Source organism: Cupriavidus sp. Agwp_2 (genome assembly GCF_040784895.1).
Taxonomy (GTDB): domain Bacteria; phylum Pseudomonadota; class Gammaproteobacteria; order Burkholderiales; family Burkholderiaceae; genus Cupriavidus.
On sequence record NZ_CP088084.1, the window covers coordinates 343,929 to 360,956 of the forward strand.

A 17,028-nucleotide genomic window follows, 5' to 3' on the forward strand; every position below is an offset into this window, starting at 1 on the left:
CACGAGCCGGCCCTGCCGTATCGCGCCGCGGCAACCGTGCAACCCTACCGCTGGATTTCCGATGAGTGATTCTCTGCACAATGACTGGGTCCCGACAAGCGACGATATCGCCACGGCGAACGTATCGGCGCTGGCCGCGCGCCTGGGCCTGAAGGACTACGACGCGCTGCTGGCGTTCTCGAATGAAAAGCCGGACGCGTACTGGAACGCCGTCATCGACTACTGCGGCATGGTCTGGGACGTGCCGTACGAGCAATACGTCGACGCTTCCAGGGGGCAGCCGTTTCCGCGGTGGTTTCCAGGCGGAAAGCTCAACTGGGTCAAGTCCGCGCTGCGCTGGGCCGACGATGCCGCGATGGCGTCGCGGGCCGCCGTGGTGGCAGAAAAGGAGGGCGGTGCGGTCGAGCAGCTGAGCTACGCCGACCTGGCGCGCAAGGTGGCCGGCTTTGCCGGCGGCCTGAAAGCCCTTGGCATCCGGCGTGGCGACCGTGTTGGCCTGCTGATGGAAAACGGCGTCGAGGCCACGGTGACGGCGCTGGCCATCGCGTGGATCGGCGCGGTGGCGGTGCCGCTGTTCAGCGGCTTCGGCGTCGATGCGATCGTGTCGCGCCTCGAGTCGTGCTCGGCCAGCGCGCTGGTGGCTACCACCGGCTTCTCGCGCAGAGGCAAGTGGGTCGATACCCGCAGCCTGGTCGACCAGGCGCTGTCGCGCCTGCCGGAACTCGGCACCACGGTCTGGAAGCATGCAGGCGAGGACATCGCCTTCGGCGGCAAGGTGGCGGACTGGCAGCAGGTCGCCGGTGCGCAGCCGGATGCCGCGCCTGCGGTCATGTCGCCGGATGATCCCTTCATGATCATCTATACCTCGGGCACCACCGGGAAGCCCAAGGGCACCGTCCATACGCACGGCAGCTTCCCGATGAAGATCGCGCATGACGCGGCGATCCACTTTAACCTGAGCCCGAAGGACGTGTTCTGCTGGCCGGCTGACATGGGCTGGGTCGCCGGCACGCTGGTGATGTCGTGCGCGCTGCTGCGCGGCGCGACGCTGGTCTGCTACGACGGCGCCCCCGACTACCCGGACTGGTCGCGCATGTCGCGCATCGTCGAGCGCTACGGCGTGACGCATTTCGGCTCGGCGCCGACGCTGATCCGCGGCCTGGCCGCCAATGAAGCGGTCGCCACGCAAGGCGATACCTCGACGGTCCGGTTGCTGATCACCGCGGGCGAGAGCATCGCGCCCGAGCATTTCCTGTGGTTCCAGCAGGCGTTCGGCGGTGGCCGCAGCCCGGTCATCAACTACACCGGCGGCACCGAGGTCTCCGGCGCGCTGCTGTCCAGCGTGATCGTCAAGCCGATCAGCCCGGCCGGATTCAATACCGCGTCGCCATCGGTGGCGGCCGACGTGGTCGACGCGGATGGCAAGCCGCTCACCAACGCCGTGGGCGAACTGGCGATCCGCCGGCCCTTTGTCGGCATGACGCAGTCGTTCTGGCAGGACGATGAACGCTATCTCGACACCTACTGGCACACCGTGCCGGGCATCTGGGTGCATGGCGACCTGGCGCTGCGCCGCGAAGACGGCAGCTGGTTCATGATGGGCCGCTCGGACGACACCATCAAGCTTGCCGGCAAGCGCCTCGGCCCGGCCGAGATCGAAGACGTGTTGCTGGAACTGCCCGACATCGCCGAAGCCGCCGCCATCGGGGTCGACGACCCGGTCAAGGGACAGAAGCTGGTGGTGTTCCTGGTGCCATCGGCTGCCATGACGCAGTCGCATGAGGCGCTGGCAGCGGCCGTCAGCACGCATGTCGACGGCCGGCTGGGACGTCCGTTCCGCCCGTCGGTGGTCCACGTGGTCGCGCAACTTCCCAAGACGCGCAGCTCGAAGATCATGCGCCGCGTGATCCGCAGCGTCTATACCGGCCTGCCCGCGGGCGACCTGTCCGCGCTGGACAACCCGCCCGCGCTGGAAGAGATCCGCGCCGCCGCGGCGCATTGAGCGCGTACTGACTCGCGGGGCGTGTGCATTTCCTTGTTCGCTGCACACGTCCCGCATTTTTTATTCAGGAGATTCCATGTCGAAGAGCAACACCGCGCCTGGCGCGGCCTACGAGCACTATTCCAGCCTGGCATTCGACCGCCCCGGCGATGGCGTGCTGCGCATCACGCTGAACCGCCCCGAGCGGCTCAACGCGCTGGATGCGCGCGGCCATGATGAGATCGCCCGCGTCTGGCGCGATATCGACGCCGATCCCAGCGTTCGCGCCGTGGTGCTGTGCGGCGCCGGCAAGGCATTCTCCGCCGGCGGCGATTTCGATATGGTCGAGGAGATGATCGATTCCTTCGAGGCGCGCGCGCGCGTCTGGCGTGAGTCGAAGGACCTGGTCTACAACATCATCAACTGCGCCAAGCCGATCGTCTCGGCCATCCACGGCTCCGCCGTCGGCGCGGGGCTGGTCGCGGCGCTGCTTGCCGATATCTCGGTGGCGGCACGCACCGCGCGGCTGGTGGACGGGCATACGCGGCTGGGCGTTGCCGCCGGCGACCACGCCGCGATCGTGTGGCCGCTGCTGTGCGGCATGGCCAAGGCCAAGTACCACCTGCTGCTGTGCGAACCGGTGAGCGGCGAGAAGGCCGAACAGATGGGACTGGTGTCGCTGGCCGTTGACGAGGCGGAACTGCAGGACACCGCGGTGTCGATCGCCACGCGCCTGGCCAATGGCGCACCCTCTGCGATCCGCTGGACCAAGTATTCGCTGAACAACTGGCTGCGCCAGGCGGGCCCGACCTTCGACGCGTCGCTGGCGCTGGAGATGTTCGGCTTCGGCGGCCCGGAGGTCAAGGAGGGCGTGGCATCGTTCCGGGAGAAGCGCGCGCCGGTGTTCCCGACCACGACGTCAGCCTGAGTGCTTGCGTAGCAGCCTTCCTCGGCCGGTCCCGCGACCGGTCCCGCGGCTGAATCCGGCAGCATCTGCGAGCGCCCCGTGCGGTGGCGGCGAATGGGGCGTTCGGAAATTGCAGAGGCAGGAATTCTCGCGGGCGGCGATGATAGTCATCGTCACAGACCGCTTTCCGAGCCATCATGCAAGTCCATCTGCAGTCCCCCATGCATGTCAGCCTGCAGCGGCTGCTGCTGGCCTTCCCGCTGTCGGTCGCCGCCACGCAGGGACGGGCGGTGGTCAGGCGGCGCGGCTACGAACGCGTGCTGCTGCCGGGCCAGGAGATCGCGGTCGCGCCGTTCGAAGCCGTTGATCTCCATCTTGACGGCTGCGGCGCGCAGCCCGCGGCATGCTACCTCGAACTCCACGGCGTGATGCCCGCCGCGCCACAGGCGCCGCTGCATCACCGCATCTGCAAGCGGGTGTTCCTGCAGCCGCAATACGCCTGGAGCGCCGCGTTCATCGCCGGACGGCTCGACATGTCTGCCGCGCAGGTCCGGCGCACGCTGTTCGCGCAGGGCACGGCGCTGACCGACCTGTGCCGGACGCAGCGGCTGATGCGCGTGCTGTTCGAAGCCATGTCGGGGCATGTGGCGACGGCCAACCTGGCGCGCTTTGCCGGCTGGCCCGCCAATAGCGACCTCGACTGCGCCTTCTACGACCGCTTTGGCCTGTCCATGCATGCGGCACGTCGGCTCGCGCTGCCTCGCGCCCCGGAACGGCACCGTTCGGTAGCCTGAGCCGCACGGCGCGGTCGCTTCCCCGCCACCCGGCACTGCATTTTCGAAGCACGGAACACCGCGGGTATCTGCGTTGACTGCCAGGCGTGCGGCGGCCACGATCGTTTCCAGCATGGCAGTGAAGTCAACATGGAAACGAACAAGATGTCCAAGGTGCTTGAAGGAATCCGCGTCCTCGATTTCGGACGCTTTATCGCCGGGCCGTTCTGCGCGGCATTGCTTGCCGACTACGGCGCCGATGTGATCCGCATCGACCGGGTCGGCGGCAGTGAAGACCGCTTTATCGTGCCGGTCACGGAATCGGGTGAGGGCGCGCTGTTCCTGCAGTGCAACCGCAACAAGCGCTCGATCACGCTGGACATCGACAGCGACGCAGGCCGCGAGGTGGTACGCCGCCTGGTCGAGACCGCCGACGTGGTGGTGGCCAACATGCCGCCCCGGACCCTGGCGAATCTCGGGCTGGACTACGCCACGCTGAGCGCGATCAATCCCGCCATCATCCTGACCGCTTCCACCGCATTCGGCTCGCATGAAGGTGCGGGCCACCGCGTCGGCTTCGATGGCGTCGGCCAGGCGATGAGTGGCGCGGTGTATATGTCGGGCACGCCCGACAGCCCGACCAAGGCGATGGTGCCGGTGGTCGATTTCTCCACGGCGCTGTCTTGCGCGCTCGGCACGGTGATGGCGCTGTATGAACGCCGCATGAGCGGGCGCGGGCAATGCGTCGAGGCCTCGCTGCTGCAGACCGCGCTGAACCTGTCCAGCGGCGCGCTGATCGAGGAAGCCGCGCTGTCCCTCGACCGGCGGGCGATCGGCAACCGTAGCCCGTCCTATGGCCCCTCCGACATCTTCCGCGTGACCGATGGCTGGATCATTGCCCAGGTGATCGGGCAGTCGCTGTTCCGGCGCTGGGCCACGCTGGTCGGCATGCCGGAACTGGCCGACGATCCGCGCTTCGGCGATGACCTGGGGCGCGGCGAGCACGGCGAATTCCTCAGCGGCCTGATGGGAAAGTGGTGCGCCGGCCGCACCCGCGCCGAAGCGCTGCAGGCGCTGGAGCAGGCCAGGATCCCGGCCGCCCCGATCTATTCACCGCGCGAGGCGCTGGACGATGCCTCGATCCAGGATTCCGGCGCCTATATCTGGCTCGACTATCCCGGGCTGCCACGCAAGGCGCCCATCGTTGCACCCCCCGCCATGCTGTCGCGCACGCCTCCCGATGTGGCGCGGCGGCCGCCTACCGTTGGCGAACACACCGAAGAAGTGCTGGCCGAGGTCGGCTACGACCGCGTGCAGGTGCAGGCGATGCGCCAGGCCGGCATCGTCTGAGCGCGCCCGCGCGAGGGCGATTCGCGCAATGCGAATCACCGGTTCGCCAGTGATGACTTGAGCGCAACCGGGGCGCTCCACTAGCATCGAATCCACACACATGGCGCCGGCCACGCGGTCCGGCGCAAGAAAAAGGAGACAGTCGTGGCAGCAAATCAATCGCGGCCCCTCGAAGGGATCCGGGTGCTCGACCTGACCGTGGCACTGGCTGGGCCATATGGCTCGCTGTTACGCCGGCTTTGGCGGGGTGGCGACGTCGCTGCCGCTGGTCAAGGCGGGGCGCCTGCGCGTGCTGGCAGTCACCAGCGCGCGCCGGTCCGCGTATTTCCCGGACGCGCCCACGCTGGACGAGGTTGGCCTGAAGGGGTATGAGGCAGGCCATCGTCAGCCAGCTTTCCACGGCCATGACCAAGGCTGCCGGAACACAAGCCTTCAAGGAGTTCGGCGCCACCCAGGGGCTGGAGCCCGCTATCCAGCCCGAGGCCGGGGCCCGCGCCGCACGGGCTTGCGTGCCGGTCTCGGCCGGATCCCCTCGAACAGGATGCCGCACAACTGGTCGACGACTTTTTCGGCGGTGCCCTTCTTGGGATTGAACCAGGTCTGCGCCGAGGCAATGGTGCTGAGGATAAGGACGCGGCACAGCGCGATATCGACCTCCTCGCGCAAGCGGCCTTCGGCGCGCAGGTCTTCCAGCAAGCCGTTCCAGAACTCCTGGTGCCTGGCCCGGCGCCGGATCTGGCGCTCGCGCACCTTGTCCGGCAACTCGGCCAGCTGGCGCCCCTGGGCCAGGGTGTAGTCGCCATACTCGACCATGGCGCCCAGCAGTCCCAGCAGTCCGGCGCGGAAACGCTGCTCGGCGTCGGCGCCGGGCGGCAGCGCCGCGATGCGCGCGCGCGTATGGGCGACGATGCTCTGCGCGCCATGCTCCATCACCGCTTCGAGCAACTCTTCCTTGGAGGCAAAGTGATAGTAGATACTGGCCGCCTCGATGCCGGCCTGGTCGGCGATGCCGCGCATGGTGGTGGCGGCGTAGCCCTGCGTGCCGAAGGCGCGTGCCGCCAGGCGCAGCAGCTTTTCGCGGGTGTCGACGGGGAGGGCGTTGTCGTTGCGCTTGGGCATGATGGGGGGATGTTGTCGGGAAATCGCGGGCAGGCCGCCAATGTGGCGGATGCTGCGCCGCGACAGCAACGCAAATTCTACCTAACGTCTGTCAGCCCTCAGCACAGGCCACCATCGCTGGGCGATATTCGCCCCCGCAGTGCGGCATTCGCACCGGCGTCGTGTACGGGCGGCGCCTTTGCGCGATAATCCCGTACCACGCTAGGGAACGATGTAATGCGCTTTGATCTGGTCGATCTGAAACTGTTTACGCATATTGCCGAGGCCCAGAGCCTGACCGGCGGCGCGCAGCGTTCCCACCTGTCGCTGGCCGCGGCCAGCACCCGGATCAAGAACCTGGAAGAGTACGTCGGCGTCAAGCTGCTGAGCCGCAGCAGCCAGGGCGTGAAGGTCACCGGTGCCGGCGAGACCTTGCTGGCCCACGCGCGCCGCGTGATCCGCCAGCTGGAGCAACTCAGTGGCGATCTGCAGGAATACGTGGCCGGCGTGAAGGGCCATGTGCGCGTCTTTGCCAACACCACGGCGATGAGCGAGTTTTTGCCCGCGGTGCTGCGCACCTACCTCGTGAACAATCCCGACGTGACCATCGACATGCAGGAGCGGCTCAGCCCGGATATCGTGCGTGCAGTGCAGGAGGGGATGGTCGACATCGGCATCATCGCCGGCAACGTGCGCACCGAAGGACTGGAGGTCATGCCTTACCGGCGTGACCGGCTGGTGCTCGCGACCGCGCTGAGCCACCCACTTGCCGAGCGCGACACCGTCGATTTCATCGATACGCTCGACTACGACTTTATCGGCCTGCCGGAAGCCAGTGCCATCCACAATTTCCTCAAGCGTGCCGCGGTCGACCTGCAGCGTGAGCTGCGCTGGCGTGTCCAGGTCAGCAATTTCGAGACTGCCTGCCGCATGATCGAGGCCAATGTCGGCGTCGGCGTGCTGCCCGAGAGCACGGCCGCGCGGCATGCCGGCACGATGGCGCTGCGCATCATCCAGCTCAACGACGAATGGGCCGAGCGCAAGCTGCAGGTGTGCGTGGCGGATGTCGGCGCGTTGCCGCTGTTCGCACGCAAGCTGGTCGACTTGCTGGTCGAGGACGGACTCGGGCGGCAGGACTGATCGCCCCCGCCTGATCGCCCCCGCCGCCGCTACCGCTACCACTATTTCTGCTGCGAAACCATCTGCTTGAGCTGGTGCTTGAGCAGCTTGCCGCTGGCCGTGGTCGGGATGCTGGCGACGCGCAGGATCTTCTCCGGGCGCTTGTACGGCGACAGGCGGTCGACCAGGTAGTCGTGCAGTGCCTCCGCATCGAACTTCTCGCCGTCCTTGATCTCGACAAAGGCAATCACTTGCTCGTTACCGTCCGCGGCGGGCTGGCCGATCACGGCCGACACGCGCACCGAGGGATGGGTGTTGATTACCGATTCGACCTCGATCGGATAGACGTTGAAGCCCGAGTGGATGATCAGGTCCTTGGTGCGGCCCACGATGAACAGTGCGCCGTCGGGCCCCAGCCGGCCGAGGTCGCCGGTATTGAGCCAGCCACCGGAGCGCAGCGCCTCGGCGGTCAGCGCCGGTGCCCGGTAATAGCCGCGCATGACACCGGGGCCCCTGACCCACAGCTCGCCGGGTTCGCCGGCCGGCACCGGCTGGCCTTCTGGCCCGACCACTTGCAGTTCGGCACCTTCGACGATCTCACCCGCCGAGCAATCGGCGCGCGGCCGGTTCATGCGCGTGACGAACAGCGAGCCCGCGTATTCGGTCATGCCGTAGCCATGGTGCAGCGGCTGGCCGAACATCGCTTCGACTTCCTGCTTGAGCGTGGGATCGAGCGGCCCGCCGCCGGTGTACAGGTAGCGCAGCCTGGGTGACGGCGCCAGCGGCATGCCGCTGGCGCGCACATGCGCGAGGATGCGGCTGAACATGGTCGGCACGCCCTGCAGCAGGGTGATCGCCCCTTTCCGGATCGCCGCGGTGACGTCCGCCGCGTTGAAACGCGCGCTCAGGTAGAGGCTCGCGCCGGCCTGGAAGGTCGACACCAGCAGCGTGCCCAGTCCGAAGACATGCGACATCGGCATGACCGCATAGGCACAGTCGTCAGGCTGCATGCGGCGCGATTCCACCGTGACGCGGGCAAAGTGCAGCAGGCCGCGGTGCGTCACCATCACGCCCTTGGGCTGCCCGGTGGTGCCGGAGGTGTAGATCAGCACGGCGACCTCGCGTGCCAGGGCTTCGGGCTCGCGCTCGCTGGCGTTGTCGGCCGCGCTGGCCATCAGCGGGCCGAGGCCGGTGGGCGCGATCTCGCGGGCACGGTAACGCACGCCGTGCCGCAGCGCGTCGGGCGATGCTGCGTGCGTAAACAGCATCAGGCGCGGCTGGCAGTGCGAGCGGATCACCTCGATCTCGCGTTCCGACAGGCGCGCGTTGACCACCACCGGCCACGCGCCCAGTTCGGACAAGGCGAATACCAGCGTGATCACGGCGAGGCAGTTCTCGGCAACGACCAGCACCCGGTCTCCGGTGCCGACGCCCTGCGCCTGCAGCCAGGCCTGGGCATCTTCAATTCCCTGCCACAGTTGGGCGAAGGTGACGATGCGGCCATCCTCGAATACCGCCGCGCGGTCAGGGGCCTCGGTGGCCCAGTGGCGGGGGATGTCGCTGATCCGTTGTAGGTTGGCTCGGTCCGGGGGCATCGCGCGGAAAGTCCTTGTGCGGGGTAGAAAACCGTCCGGCAAAGCGGACGACGCCAGTGTATGTGCGCGGCTGGTGCGCTGCAATCGCGCATCGGCAAAGGCCCCTTTCGAGGTTGCCGAAAGCGCGTGGGTCAGGCCATCTGCTGTTCCAGCCAGCGCGGTACGAACGCCGCGGCGCGCGTGGCATCGGCGGCAGGCCTCCGGGCGCCGGATCGTGCCAGCGCGTGCAGCGAGACGCCGAACCAGTCGTAGAAGGCGGCCTCCAGGTCGGTGCGCGGCAACCAGCCGATGCGGCGCTTCAGTTCCTCGGCGCCGGGATTGTCATGCAGGACCTCGAACAAGGCCCGCATCAGCCGCTGCGTGCGGCACAGTTCCGTCAATGCGGCACCTTCCGAGAACAGCGTGCGCCGCACCTGCGTGGGCGAAGCGCGCAGCAAGCCGGCGATAAAGGCCGCGCTCCATGTATGCTGCGGCTGCATGAAGACGCGCCGCGACAGCCGGTGATGCAGCGACGTGCCGGGCGCGCCGCCGGGCCGCAACCGCATTTGCAGGCTGCAGCAGGCCGGCTGCATCGCGCCGCCGTCGAGGTACAGGTCGACGGTTTCGAAGGGTGCCACCACCAAAGGCTGCCCGGGAACGACCACGCGCTCGAAGCCGCGGCGCCGTACCAGGGTCTTGCCCTGCGCCGCGGCGATCACCAGCGGGAAGGCCGGCAAGAGCCGCGACACATGCATATGCGAGAAAGCCTGGAGTTCGATGCGCATGGTCTTCGGGCAACCGTGTAAGCGCCTGAGCGCCTTGTCGTCGTATCGGCTTACACCACGCCCCTGGTGCGCAGCGCCTCCACCTGTTCCGCATCGAGCTTCAGGTAGTCGCGCAGCACCTCCTCGGTGTGCTGGCCCAGCGCCGGTGGGGCATAGCGCAGCGTGGGCGGCGTCTCCGACAGGCGCAGCGGACTGGCGGCGGTCACTACCCGATTGACGCTCTGGCCGGCGGGCGGCTGCTCGCCCGGATAGCGCGACTGCTCGATGCGCAAGCCGCGCGACTGCACATGCGGGTCGGCGTACGCCTGCGCGATGTTGTTGATCGGGCCGCACGGCACGGAATTGGCTTCGAGCAGCGTGACCCATCCGGCGGTGGTGCGGGTGCGCGTCAGCTCCATCATCATCGCGATCAACACCTTGCGGTTGTTGACGCGGCCGGTGTTGGTGGCATAGCGCTCGTCGCGGGCCCAGTCCACGCCCGCGGCCTCGCAGAAGCGCGCGAACTGGCCGTCGTTGCCGATCGCCAGCAGCATGTTGCCGTCGGCGGTGGGGAAGTCCTGGTAGGGCACCACGCTCGGGTGGATATTGCCCTGGCGGCGCGGCACGTCCTCGGCATTGAGGAAGCCCGCGCCCTGGTTGGCCAGCACCGCCATCGCCACGTCCAGCAGGGCGATGTCGATATGCTGGCCGCGGCCGGTGTAGTGGCGCGCTTCCAGCGCGCTCAGGATCGCGGTGGTGGCGTACATGCCGGTGAACAGGTCGATCACCGCCACGCCCACCTTCATCGGGCCGCCGCCGGGTTCGCTGTCGGCATGGCCGGTGATGCTCATCAGGCCGCTCATGGCCTGGATCAGCAGGTCGTAGCCGGGGCGGGCGGCGTACGGCCCGGTATGGCCAAAGCCGGTCACCGAGCAATAGACCAGGCGCGGATTGATCGCGCTCAGGCTCTCGTAGTCCAGGCCATAGCGCTTGAGGCCGCCGGTCTTGAAGTTTTCGACCACGACGTCGCTGTGGCGGGCCAGCTCGCGGATCAGTGCCTGGCCTTCCGGCTTAGACATGTCCACGGTGACCGAGCGCTTGTTGCGGTTGGCCGCGGTGAAATAGCTCGCCTGCCGCGTGGGCGCGCCATCGTCGCCCGACAGGAACGGAGGGCCCCAGTGGCGGGTATCGTCGCCTTCGCCGGGCTTTTCGATCTTGATGACATCGGCGCCCATGTCCGCCAGGTTCTGGGTGGACCACGGCCCGGCCAGCACGCGCGACAGGTCGAGCACGCGCAGGTGGCTCAGCGCGCCCGTGCGCGGCGAAGGGGGCGGCAGGTCGGGAAGGGAGTTGGTGGCGGAATCGGTCATGGAAATCGTGGCGGTTGCGTCGTTGCTGCCCGGTGCGGGATGTTGCGGGGCGGGCAGCGTGGGGGCATCTCGGCAGCTCGGCCCTCAGGCGCCGCGCGCCTCGCGGATCATGTTGCGGGCGATGATGACCTGCTGGATCTGCGTGGTGCCTTCATACAGGCGGAACAGGCGCACGTCGCGGTAGAAGCGCTCGATGCCGTATTCCGAAATATAGCCGGAACCGCCGAGAATCTGAACCGCGCGGTCGGCCACGCGGCCCACCATCTCGGTGGCGAACATCTTGCAGCATGAGGCTTCGGTGGAAACGTTCTTGCCTTCGTCGCGGCGGCGCGCGGCGTCGATCACCATGCATTCGGCGGCGTAGAGTTCGGCCTGGCTGTCGGCCAGCATGGCCTGGATCAGCTGGAACTCGCAGATCGGCTGGCCGAACTGCTGGCGCTCCAGCGCGTAGTTGAGCGCGTCGCGCAGCACGCGTCTGGCCACGCCCACGCTGACCGCCGAGATGTGGAGCCGGCCCTTGTCCAGCACCTTCATTGCGGTCTTGAAGCCCTGGCCTTCCTTCAGGCCGATCAGGTTGGACGCCGGCACCCGCACGTTCTCGAAGATCACGTCGCAGGTATGCGCGCCTTTCTGGCCCATCTTGACGTCGCGCTTGCCGAAGCTGATTCCCGGCGTCTTCGCGTCGACGATAAAGGCCGAGACCCCGGCCGAGCCCTTGATGTCCGGATTGGTCCGGGCCATCAGCGTAAACATCCCGGCCTGCGGCGCGTTGGTGATGAAGCGCTTGGTGCCGTTGACCACGTAGTGGTCGCCGTCCCTGACGGCAGTGGTGCGCAGCGAGCCAGCATCCGAACCCGCATCCGGCTCGGTCAGCGCGAACGAGGCCAGGATCTCGCCGGTGGCCAGGCGCGGCAGCCAGGCTTGCTGCTGCTCGGGCGTGCCGTCCATCAGGATGCCCTGCGAGCCGATGCCGACGGTGGTGCCCAGCAGCGAGCGGAACGCCGGCGAGGTCTGGCACAGCTCCATGACCACGCGCGCTTCTTCTTCCATGGTCAGTTCCAGGCCGCCGAAGCGCTCGGGAATGGTCATGCCGAACAGGCCCATCTCGCGCATGTCCTGCACGATGTCCTGCGGGATTTCATCGGTTTCGGCAACCAGTGCCTCGGCGGGCACCAGGCGTTCGCGCACGAAGCGCCGCACGCTGTCGAGCAGGGCTTCCAGGGTGTCGTTATCGCGGATCATGTCGGGGTTTCCTCAGTGTCGGGTCGGTGCGGGGGCGAGTGGGGGGCAATGTGCGCGGCATAGGGGGGGGCAATGTGCGGGACGAGAAGGAGGCTCAGTCCAGCGTCACGCCCTTGAGCACGCCGGCCCACTGCGTGCGCTCGCGCGCGGCGGTGTTGACGACGTCCTGCGTGGTGCCGCTCCACTGCTCGTAGCCCAGTTCGGCGTAGCGCTTCTTGAGTTCGGCATCGTCCACGGCCTGCCGCACCGCGGTCGCCAGCTTCTGCGTCAGTTCCGGCGCCAGCCCCTTGGGCGCGTAGATGGCATACCAGCCACCGGCCTCGTAGTCTTTCAGCGCTGGAATGCCGGCTTCGCGGAAGGTCGGCACGTTGGGCAGCGACGGATTGCGCCTGGGCGAACCCACGGCGATGGGCTTGACCTTGCCGCTCTGCACATAGCCGCTGGCGGTGCTGATGATGTCGAACATCATGTCGATCTGGCCGCCGATGGTGTCGGTCATGGCAGGGGCATTGCCCTTGTACGGGATGTGGTTCAGATCGACCTGCGCCTGCCGCGCGAACAGCGCCATGGCGACGTGGTTGGAGCTGCCCACGCCGGAGGAGCCGTAGCTGAGCTTGCCCGGATGGGCCTTGGCGTACGCCACCAGTTCCTGCGTGGTCTTGAACGGCTCCTTCGTGTTGGCCACCAGCATGTTGTAGTAGCGCGCCACCGGGGCCACCGGCGTCAGGTCGCGGGCCGGGTCAAAGGGCAGGCTCTTCATGATGTTCGGCGCCACCGTCAGCGCGGCGCTGGCGGCAAACCACAGCGTGGCGCCGTCCGCCTTGGCGCGCACCACTTCATACCCGGCCAGCGTGGCATTGGCGCCGGGCTTGTTGTCGACGATGACGGTGGCGTTGAGCGCCTTGCCCAGCGATACCGCGAACAGCCGCGCGGCCTGGTCTGCGGGGCCGCCCGCGGCATAGCCGACCACGAGGCGGACCGGCTGGCCGTTGCCCTGCGCGGCGGCAGGGCCGCTGGCCAGGGTTGCGGCGCACAGGGCCAGTCCGGACAACAGCAGGTGGCGGCGTGAGGTGGAAATCAAGATACTTCTCCTACGTAATGCGTAATACGTAATGCGGATAATGCAGACAGCCATGCAAGCAGGCAGGCACGGCTCCTCGCTCCCGATGGGGCCGTGCGGTACTGCGGACAGGTAAGGCAGATCGAAAGCGCGCGATCAGCAGCGCTCGAATACCGCGGCGATGCCCTGGCCGCCGCCGATGCACATGGTTTCCAGGCCATAGCGGCCGCCACGGCGCTGCAGCTCGTGCAGCAGCGTGGCCAGGATGCGCACGCCCGTGGCGCCGATCGGGTGGCCCAGCGAGATGCCCGAGCCGTTCACGTTGAGCTTCTGCTCGATCGCGTCCTGGTCGTTCCATTCCCAGCCCTTCAGCACGGCCAGCACCTGGCAGGCAAAGGCTTCGTTCAGTTCCACCAGGTCCATCTGGTCAAGCGTCAGGTTCAGGCGCTTGAGCAGCTTCTTCACCGCCGGCACCGGGCCGATGCCCATGTGCGACGGCTCGCAGCCCGCGGCGGCCCAGCCCACCAGCGTCGCCATCGGGGTCAGGCCCAGTTCGGCCAGCTTGTCTTCGGCCACGATCAGGCAGGCGGCCGAGGCATCGTTCTGCTGGCTGGCGTTGCCGGCCGTGACGGTGCCATTGGGCATCAGCGCGCGCAGCTTGCCCAGGCTTTCCATCGAGGTGCCGGGACGGAAGCCCTCGTCACGCGCGAACGTGACCGGGTCGCCCTTGCGCTGCGGCACTTGCACCGGCACGATCTCGGCGTCGAAACGGCCCGATTCCCACGCCGCCGCTGCGCGCTCGTGGCTGCGCACGGAGAACGCGTCGGCCTGCTCGCGGCTGATGCCGTAGTCGCGCGCCAGGTTCTCGGCGGTCTCGATCATTCCGGAGATCTTGCCGAAGCGCTCGACCGGCTGCGAACGCTCGCGGCCGCGGTCGAGGCGGTCGTAGAACTTCACGTTGCCCGAGCGCGAGCCCCAGCGCATGTCGGTGGTGTAGTACTCGATATTGCTCATGCTCTCGACGCCGCCGGCGATGACCACGTCGGCAGCGCCGCTCTGCACCATCATCGACGCCGTGACGATGGCCTGCAGGCCGCCGCCGCAGCGGCGGTCCAGCTGCATGCCCGGCACTTCGACCGGCAGGCCAGCCTGCAGCGCGGCCCAGCGGCCCACGCAGGGCACTTCGCTGTTGGCGTAGGACTGGGCAAAGACCACGTCGTCGATGCGGGCGGGGTCGATGCCGCTGCGTTCGACCACGGCGCGCACGGTGGTGGCGGCCAGTTCCTCGACGGACACGGGGCGCAGGCTGCCGCCGAAGGTGCCGACGGGAGTACGGAGGGGGGTGACGATTGCGGCTCGGCGCATGGAAGTCTCCTTGGAAATTCTGTTGGGTAGCGAAGCTGGGGCCCGGTCAGGCCGTGCCCCGGTGGCAACGAAAACCGCGCCGCACTGGCGCAGCAGGGCGTGGGCCTGGCGCTCCAGGTCTTGGCGGTGTTCCGGCGCGGCGATGTCCAGCATGCGGCGCACGCGCTGCGACAGGGTCTGGCCGCGCAGGTCGGCGACGCCGTGTTCGGTGACGATCAGGCCGGCATCCGAGCGCGGCGTGCTGACCGGGCCCGACAGTTGGGCCACGATGCGGCTCGCGCCCTTGGCGGTCGCGGGCAGGGCGACGATGGGCAGGCCACCGCGGCTGCGCGCGGCGCCGCGCAGGAAGTCCACCGCGCCGCCAACCGCGCCGACATAAACGCCAGCCGCCACTTCGGCATTCACCTGGCCGGTCAGGTCAACCTCGATCGCCGAATTGATCGCCGTGAGCTTGTCGATGCTGGCCAGCACCTCGGGATGATGCGTGTAGCTGGTCTCGCGCAGCTGCAGCTTCGGGTTGCGGTGGGCCCAGCGGCGCAGGCGCTCGCTGCCCATCAGGATGCCGCCGATGCCGATGCCGGTATCGATGCTCTTGCGCGCATTGGTCAGCACGCCGGCCTCGGCCAGCGCGGCAATGCCGTCGCCGACCGCGCCGCTGTGCAGGCCCAGGTCGCGGCGGTCGTGCAGCGCGGCCACCACGGCCTCGGGCAGGTTGCCGATGCCCATCTGCAGCGTTGCGCCATCCTCGACCCAGCCCGCGATATGGCGGGCGATCGCCTGTTCCGCCGCGCCGGGAGCGCTGCGGTCAAGGCTGATCGGCGCATGCGCGGCATCGACCAGCAGGTCGATCTCGTCAGCGGTGAGGTGGCGGCTGCCATAGGTCCATGGCACTTCCGGGTTTACCTCGGCGACGATCACGCGGGCCCGGTCGAGCGCCGCGGGAATGTACTCATGCACCAGGCCCATGCTATAGCGGCCTTCCTCGTCGGGCGGCGACACCTGTACCAGCACTACGTCGGCGCGCAGCGCGCCGTCGCGGATCAGGCCGGGCAGGTGCGAGTAGTGGCTGGGCACGATGTCCAGCACGCCGGCCCTGGCCAGCGCACGGTGCGGGCCGCTGGCGGCATAGCCGAAGAAGTCGATCACGTCGGCCTGCGCCGGCTGCAGCGTGTCGGACTGGCCGATGCCGACAAACACGCTGAGCCTGCCACCTTTAGCGAGCGCGTGACGCTGCTCGACCAGCGCGCGCGTCAGCGTCAGCGGCTCGGCGGTGGCCTGGCCCCACCAGATATGGTCGCCGGGGTGCAGCAGTGCCTGCAGCGCGGCGGCCAGGTTGTTGTTGTCCACGGTAGCGGGATGCATAGGGTGCATGGGGCGCTGCGAACTCAGGCGATCTCGGCCCAGCCGTGGCTGAGCACAACCTTGTCGCGCTCGGCCACGCGGGCACGCACCTGGAAGTGGTTCGGGCTTCCGGACGTGCGCGGCGTGCGCCAGATCTCGGTGACCAGCGTTTCGCCGGGAAATACCGGCGCGGTGAAGCGGATATCCAGCGCGCGCAGGCGGGACGGATCGTGGTCCGCGCACTGGCGCACCAGTGCATGCGCGACCAGCCCGTAGCTGGCCAGGCCGTGCAGGATCGGACGCTCGAAACCGGCTGCCTTGGCGACTGCCGGGTCGGCATGCAGCGGGTTGAAGTCGCCCATCAGGCGATACAGCAGCGCGGCTTCGGGGCGGATCGCCTGGATGTCGGTGAAGTCCGGCGCGCGGTCCTCCGGGGTGGGGCGCAGAGCGGGCAGCGGATCGTCGCTGGGCTGGCCGCCGTCGCGCTGGCTGTAGCCGCCGTCGCCGCGCAGAAAGCTGACCTGCTGCACCGTCGCCAGCAGTTCGCCGTCTGCCGTTTCGAGCCGGCGCTCGGTCACCATGATCGCGCCCTTGCCTTCACCCTTGTCGGTCAGGTGCGTGATGCGGTTGTGGCCGACGATGTCGGCGCTGGCCGGCAGCGGGCGGTGCAGCCGCATGCGTTGCTCGCCGTGCAGCAGATTGACCCAGTCGATGCCGGTATCGGCCTCGCGTGCCCAGAAGCCGGGATAGCCCAGCACCACGGCCTGCGACGGCAGCGTGCGCAACCCACCGGCGGCGCCCTCGAACACGAAGGGCAGGGCGGCCGCGTCCAGCGGATCGTTGCCCAGCCCCAGGCTGAGCGCATACAGCATGGTGTCGCGCTCGGTATAGCGCTGGCGTACGGGGGCGAACGGGCGCTGCTTGAGGTGCTGGTAGCTCACTGCCATGTGCGGGTCCTATGTCTTCATCAGGAGATAGCCGTGAGAATGTCGCCAAAGTGGGTTTTGCGCTATTTGACAATGCCAATGGTCGGCTTCGGCGTTTGCGAAAACGGCACCTCGGGCCCGGGATGCCGGCCTTAAGC

13 protein-coding genes and 2 pseudogenes are annotated in these 17,028 nt (G+C 68.1%); 6 read left to right on the top strand and 9 right to left on the bottom strand.

Translation table 11 applies throughout. The features are described 5' to 3' along the window. Nucleotides 1-61 precede the first annotated feature (61 nt). The 5 genes and pseudogenes from LPA45_RS19340 to LPA45_RS19360 all read left to right on the top strand — a co-directional run. Nucleotides 62-2,002: an AMP-binding protein gene (locus tag LPA45_RS19340; protein ID WP_317920588.1), complete on the top strand. Its 1,941-nt coding sequence runs from the start codon at nt 62-64 to the stop codon at nt 2,000-2,002. A 76-nt stretch (nt 2,003-2,078) separates the two neighbouring features. After that, on the top strand, nt 2,079-2,909 hold the full coding sequence (locus tag LPA45_RS19345; RefSeq protein ID WP_116322719.1) for an enoyl-CoA hydratase/isomerase family protein: 831 nt from the start codon (nt 2,079-2,081) through the stop codon (nt 2,907-2,909). Nucleotides 2,910-3,085: 176 nt separating this feature from the next. Then, nucleotides 3,086-3,682, top strand: a complete 597-nt coding sequence (locus tag LPA45_RS19350) for an AraC family transcriptional regulator (protein WP_116322718.1) — start codon at nt 3,086-3,088, stop codon at nt 3,680-3,682. Between the two features lie 129 nt (nt 3,683-3,811). After that, complete coding sequence (locus tag LPA45_RS19355; protein WP_317920589.1) at nt 3,812-5,011, top strand: CaiB/BaiF CoA-transferase family protein; 1,200 nt, start codon at nt 3,812-3,814, stop codon at nt 5,009-5,011. 259 nt (nt 5,012-5,270) lie between these two features. Then, nucleotides 5,271-5,390 (top strand): annotated as a pseudogene (locus LPA45_RS19360) (tripartite tricarboxylate transporter substrate-binding protein); the annotation flags it as partial. A gap of 89 nt (nt 5,391-5,479) precedes the next feature. On the opposite strand, the gene LPA45_RS19365 reads toward LPA45_RS19360, so the two are convergent. Beyond that, nucleotides 5,480-6,130: a TetR/AcrR family transcriptional regulator gene (locus tag LPA45_RS19365; RefSeq protein ID WP_317920590.1), complete on the bottom strand. Its 651-nt coding sequence runs from the start codon at nt 6,128-6,130 to the stop codon at nt 5,480-5,482. A gap of 216 nt (nt 6,131-6,346) precedes the next feature. Between LPA45_RS19365 and LPA45_RS19370 the strand changes: the two genes are divergently transcribed. Then, a complete protein-coding gene (locus tag LPA45_RS19370) occupies nt 6,347-7,249 on the top strand; it encodes a LysR substrate-binding domain-containing protein (RefSeq protein ID WP_116322715.1) in 903 nt (300 codons plus the stop codon). Nucleotides 7,250-7,290: 41 nt separating this feature from the next. On the opposite strand, the gene LPA45_RS19375 is transcribed toward LPA45_RS19370, so the two are convergent. The 8 genes and pseudogenes from LPA45_RS19375 to LPA45_RS19410 form a co-directional block, all read right to left on the bottom strand. After that, entirely contained in the window at nt 7,291-8,823 is a 1,533-nt protein-coding gene (locus tag LPA45_RS19375) for a class I adenylate-forming enzyme family protein (RefSeq protein WP_317920591.1), read from the bottom strand. A 131-nt stretch (nt 8,824-8,954) separates the two neighbouring features. Further along, nucleotides 8,955-9,587 (bottom strand): AraC family transcriptional regulator, encoded by a 633-nt coding sequence (locus LPA45_RS19380; protein WP_317920592.1) that lies wholly within the window; start codon nt 9,585-9,587, stop codon nt 8,955-8,957. 50 nt (nt 9,588-9,637) lie between these two features. Then, nucleotides 9,638-10,936, bottom strand: a complete 1,299-nt coding sequence (locus tag LPA45_RS19385; protein WP_317920593.1) for a CaiB/BaiF CoA-transferase family protein — start codon at nt 10,934-10,936, stop codon at nt 9,638-9,640. Between the two features lie 84 nt (nt 10,937-11,020). Then, a complete protein-coding gene (locus LPA45_RS19390; protein WP_317920594.1) occupies nt 11,021-12,178 on the bottom strand; it encodes an acyl-CoA dehydrogenase family protein in 1,158 nt (385 codons plus the stop codon). Nucleotides 12,179-12,272: 94 nt separating this feature from the next. Further along, on the bottom strand, nt 12,273-13,259 hold the full coding sequence (locus tag LPA45_RS19395; protein ID WP_317920595.1) for a tripartite tricarboxylate transporter substrate binding protein: 987 nt from the start codon (nt 13,257-13,259) through the stop codon (nt 12,273-12,275). A gap of 135 nt (nt 13,260-13,394) precedes the next feature. Further along, the gene (locus LPA45_RS19400) at nt 13,395-14,603 is read right to left on the bottom strand and encodes an acetyl-CoA C-acetyltransferase (RefSeq protein WP_317920632.1); all 1,209 of its coding nucleotides are present in this window, start codon (nt 14,601-14,603) and stop codon (nt 13,395-13,397) included. A gap of 69 nt (nt 14,604-14,672) precedes the next feature. Further along, a pseudogene (locus LPA45_RS19405) lies at nt 14,673-15,965 on the bottom strand (acetyl-CoA hydrolase/transferase family protein); the annotation flags it as partial. Between the two features lie 23 nt (nt 15,966-15,988). Then, complete coding sequence (locus LPA45_RS19410) at nt 15,989-16,891, bottom strand: MaoC/PaaZ C-terminal domain-containing protein (RefSeq protein ID WP_317920596.1); 903 nt, start codon at nt 16,889-16,891, stop codon at nt 15,989-15,991. Nucleotides 16,892-17,028 lie beyond the last annotated feature (137 nt).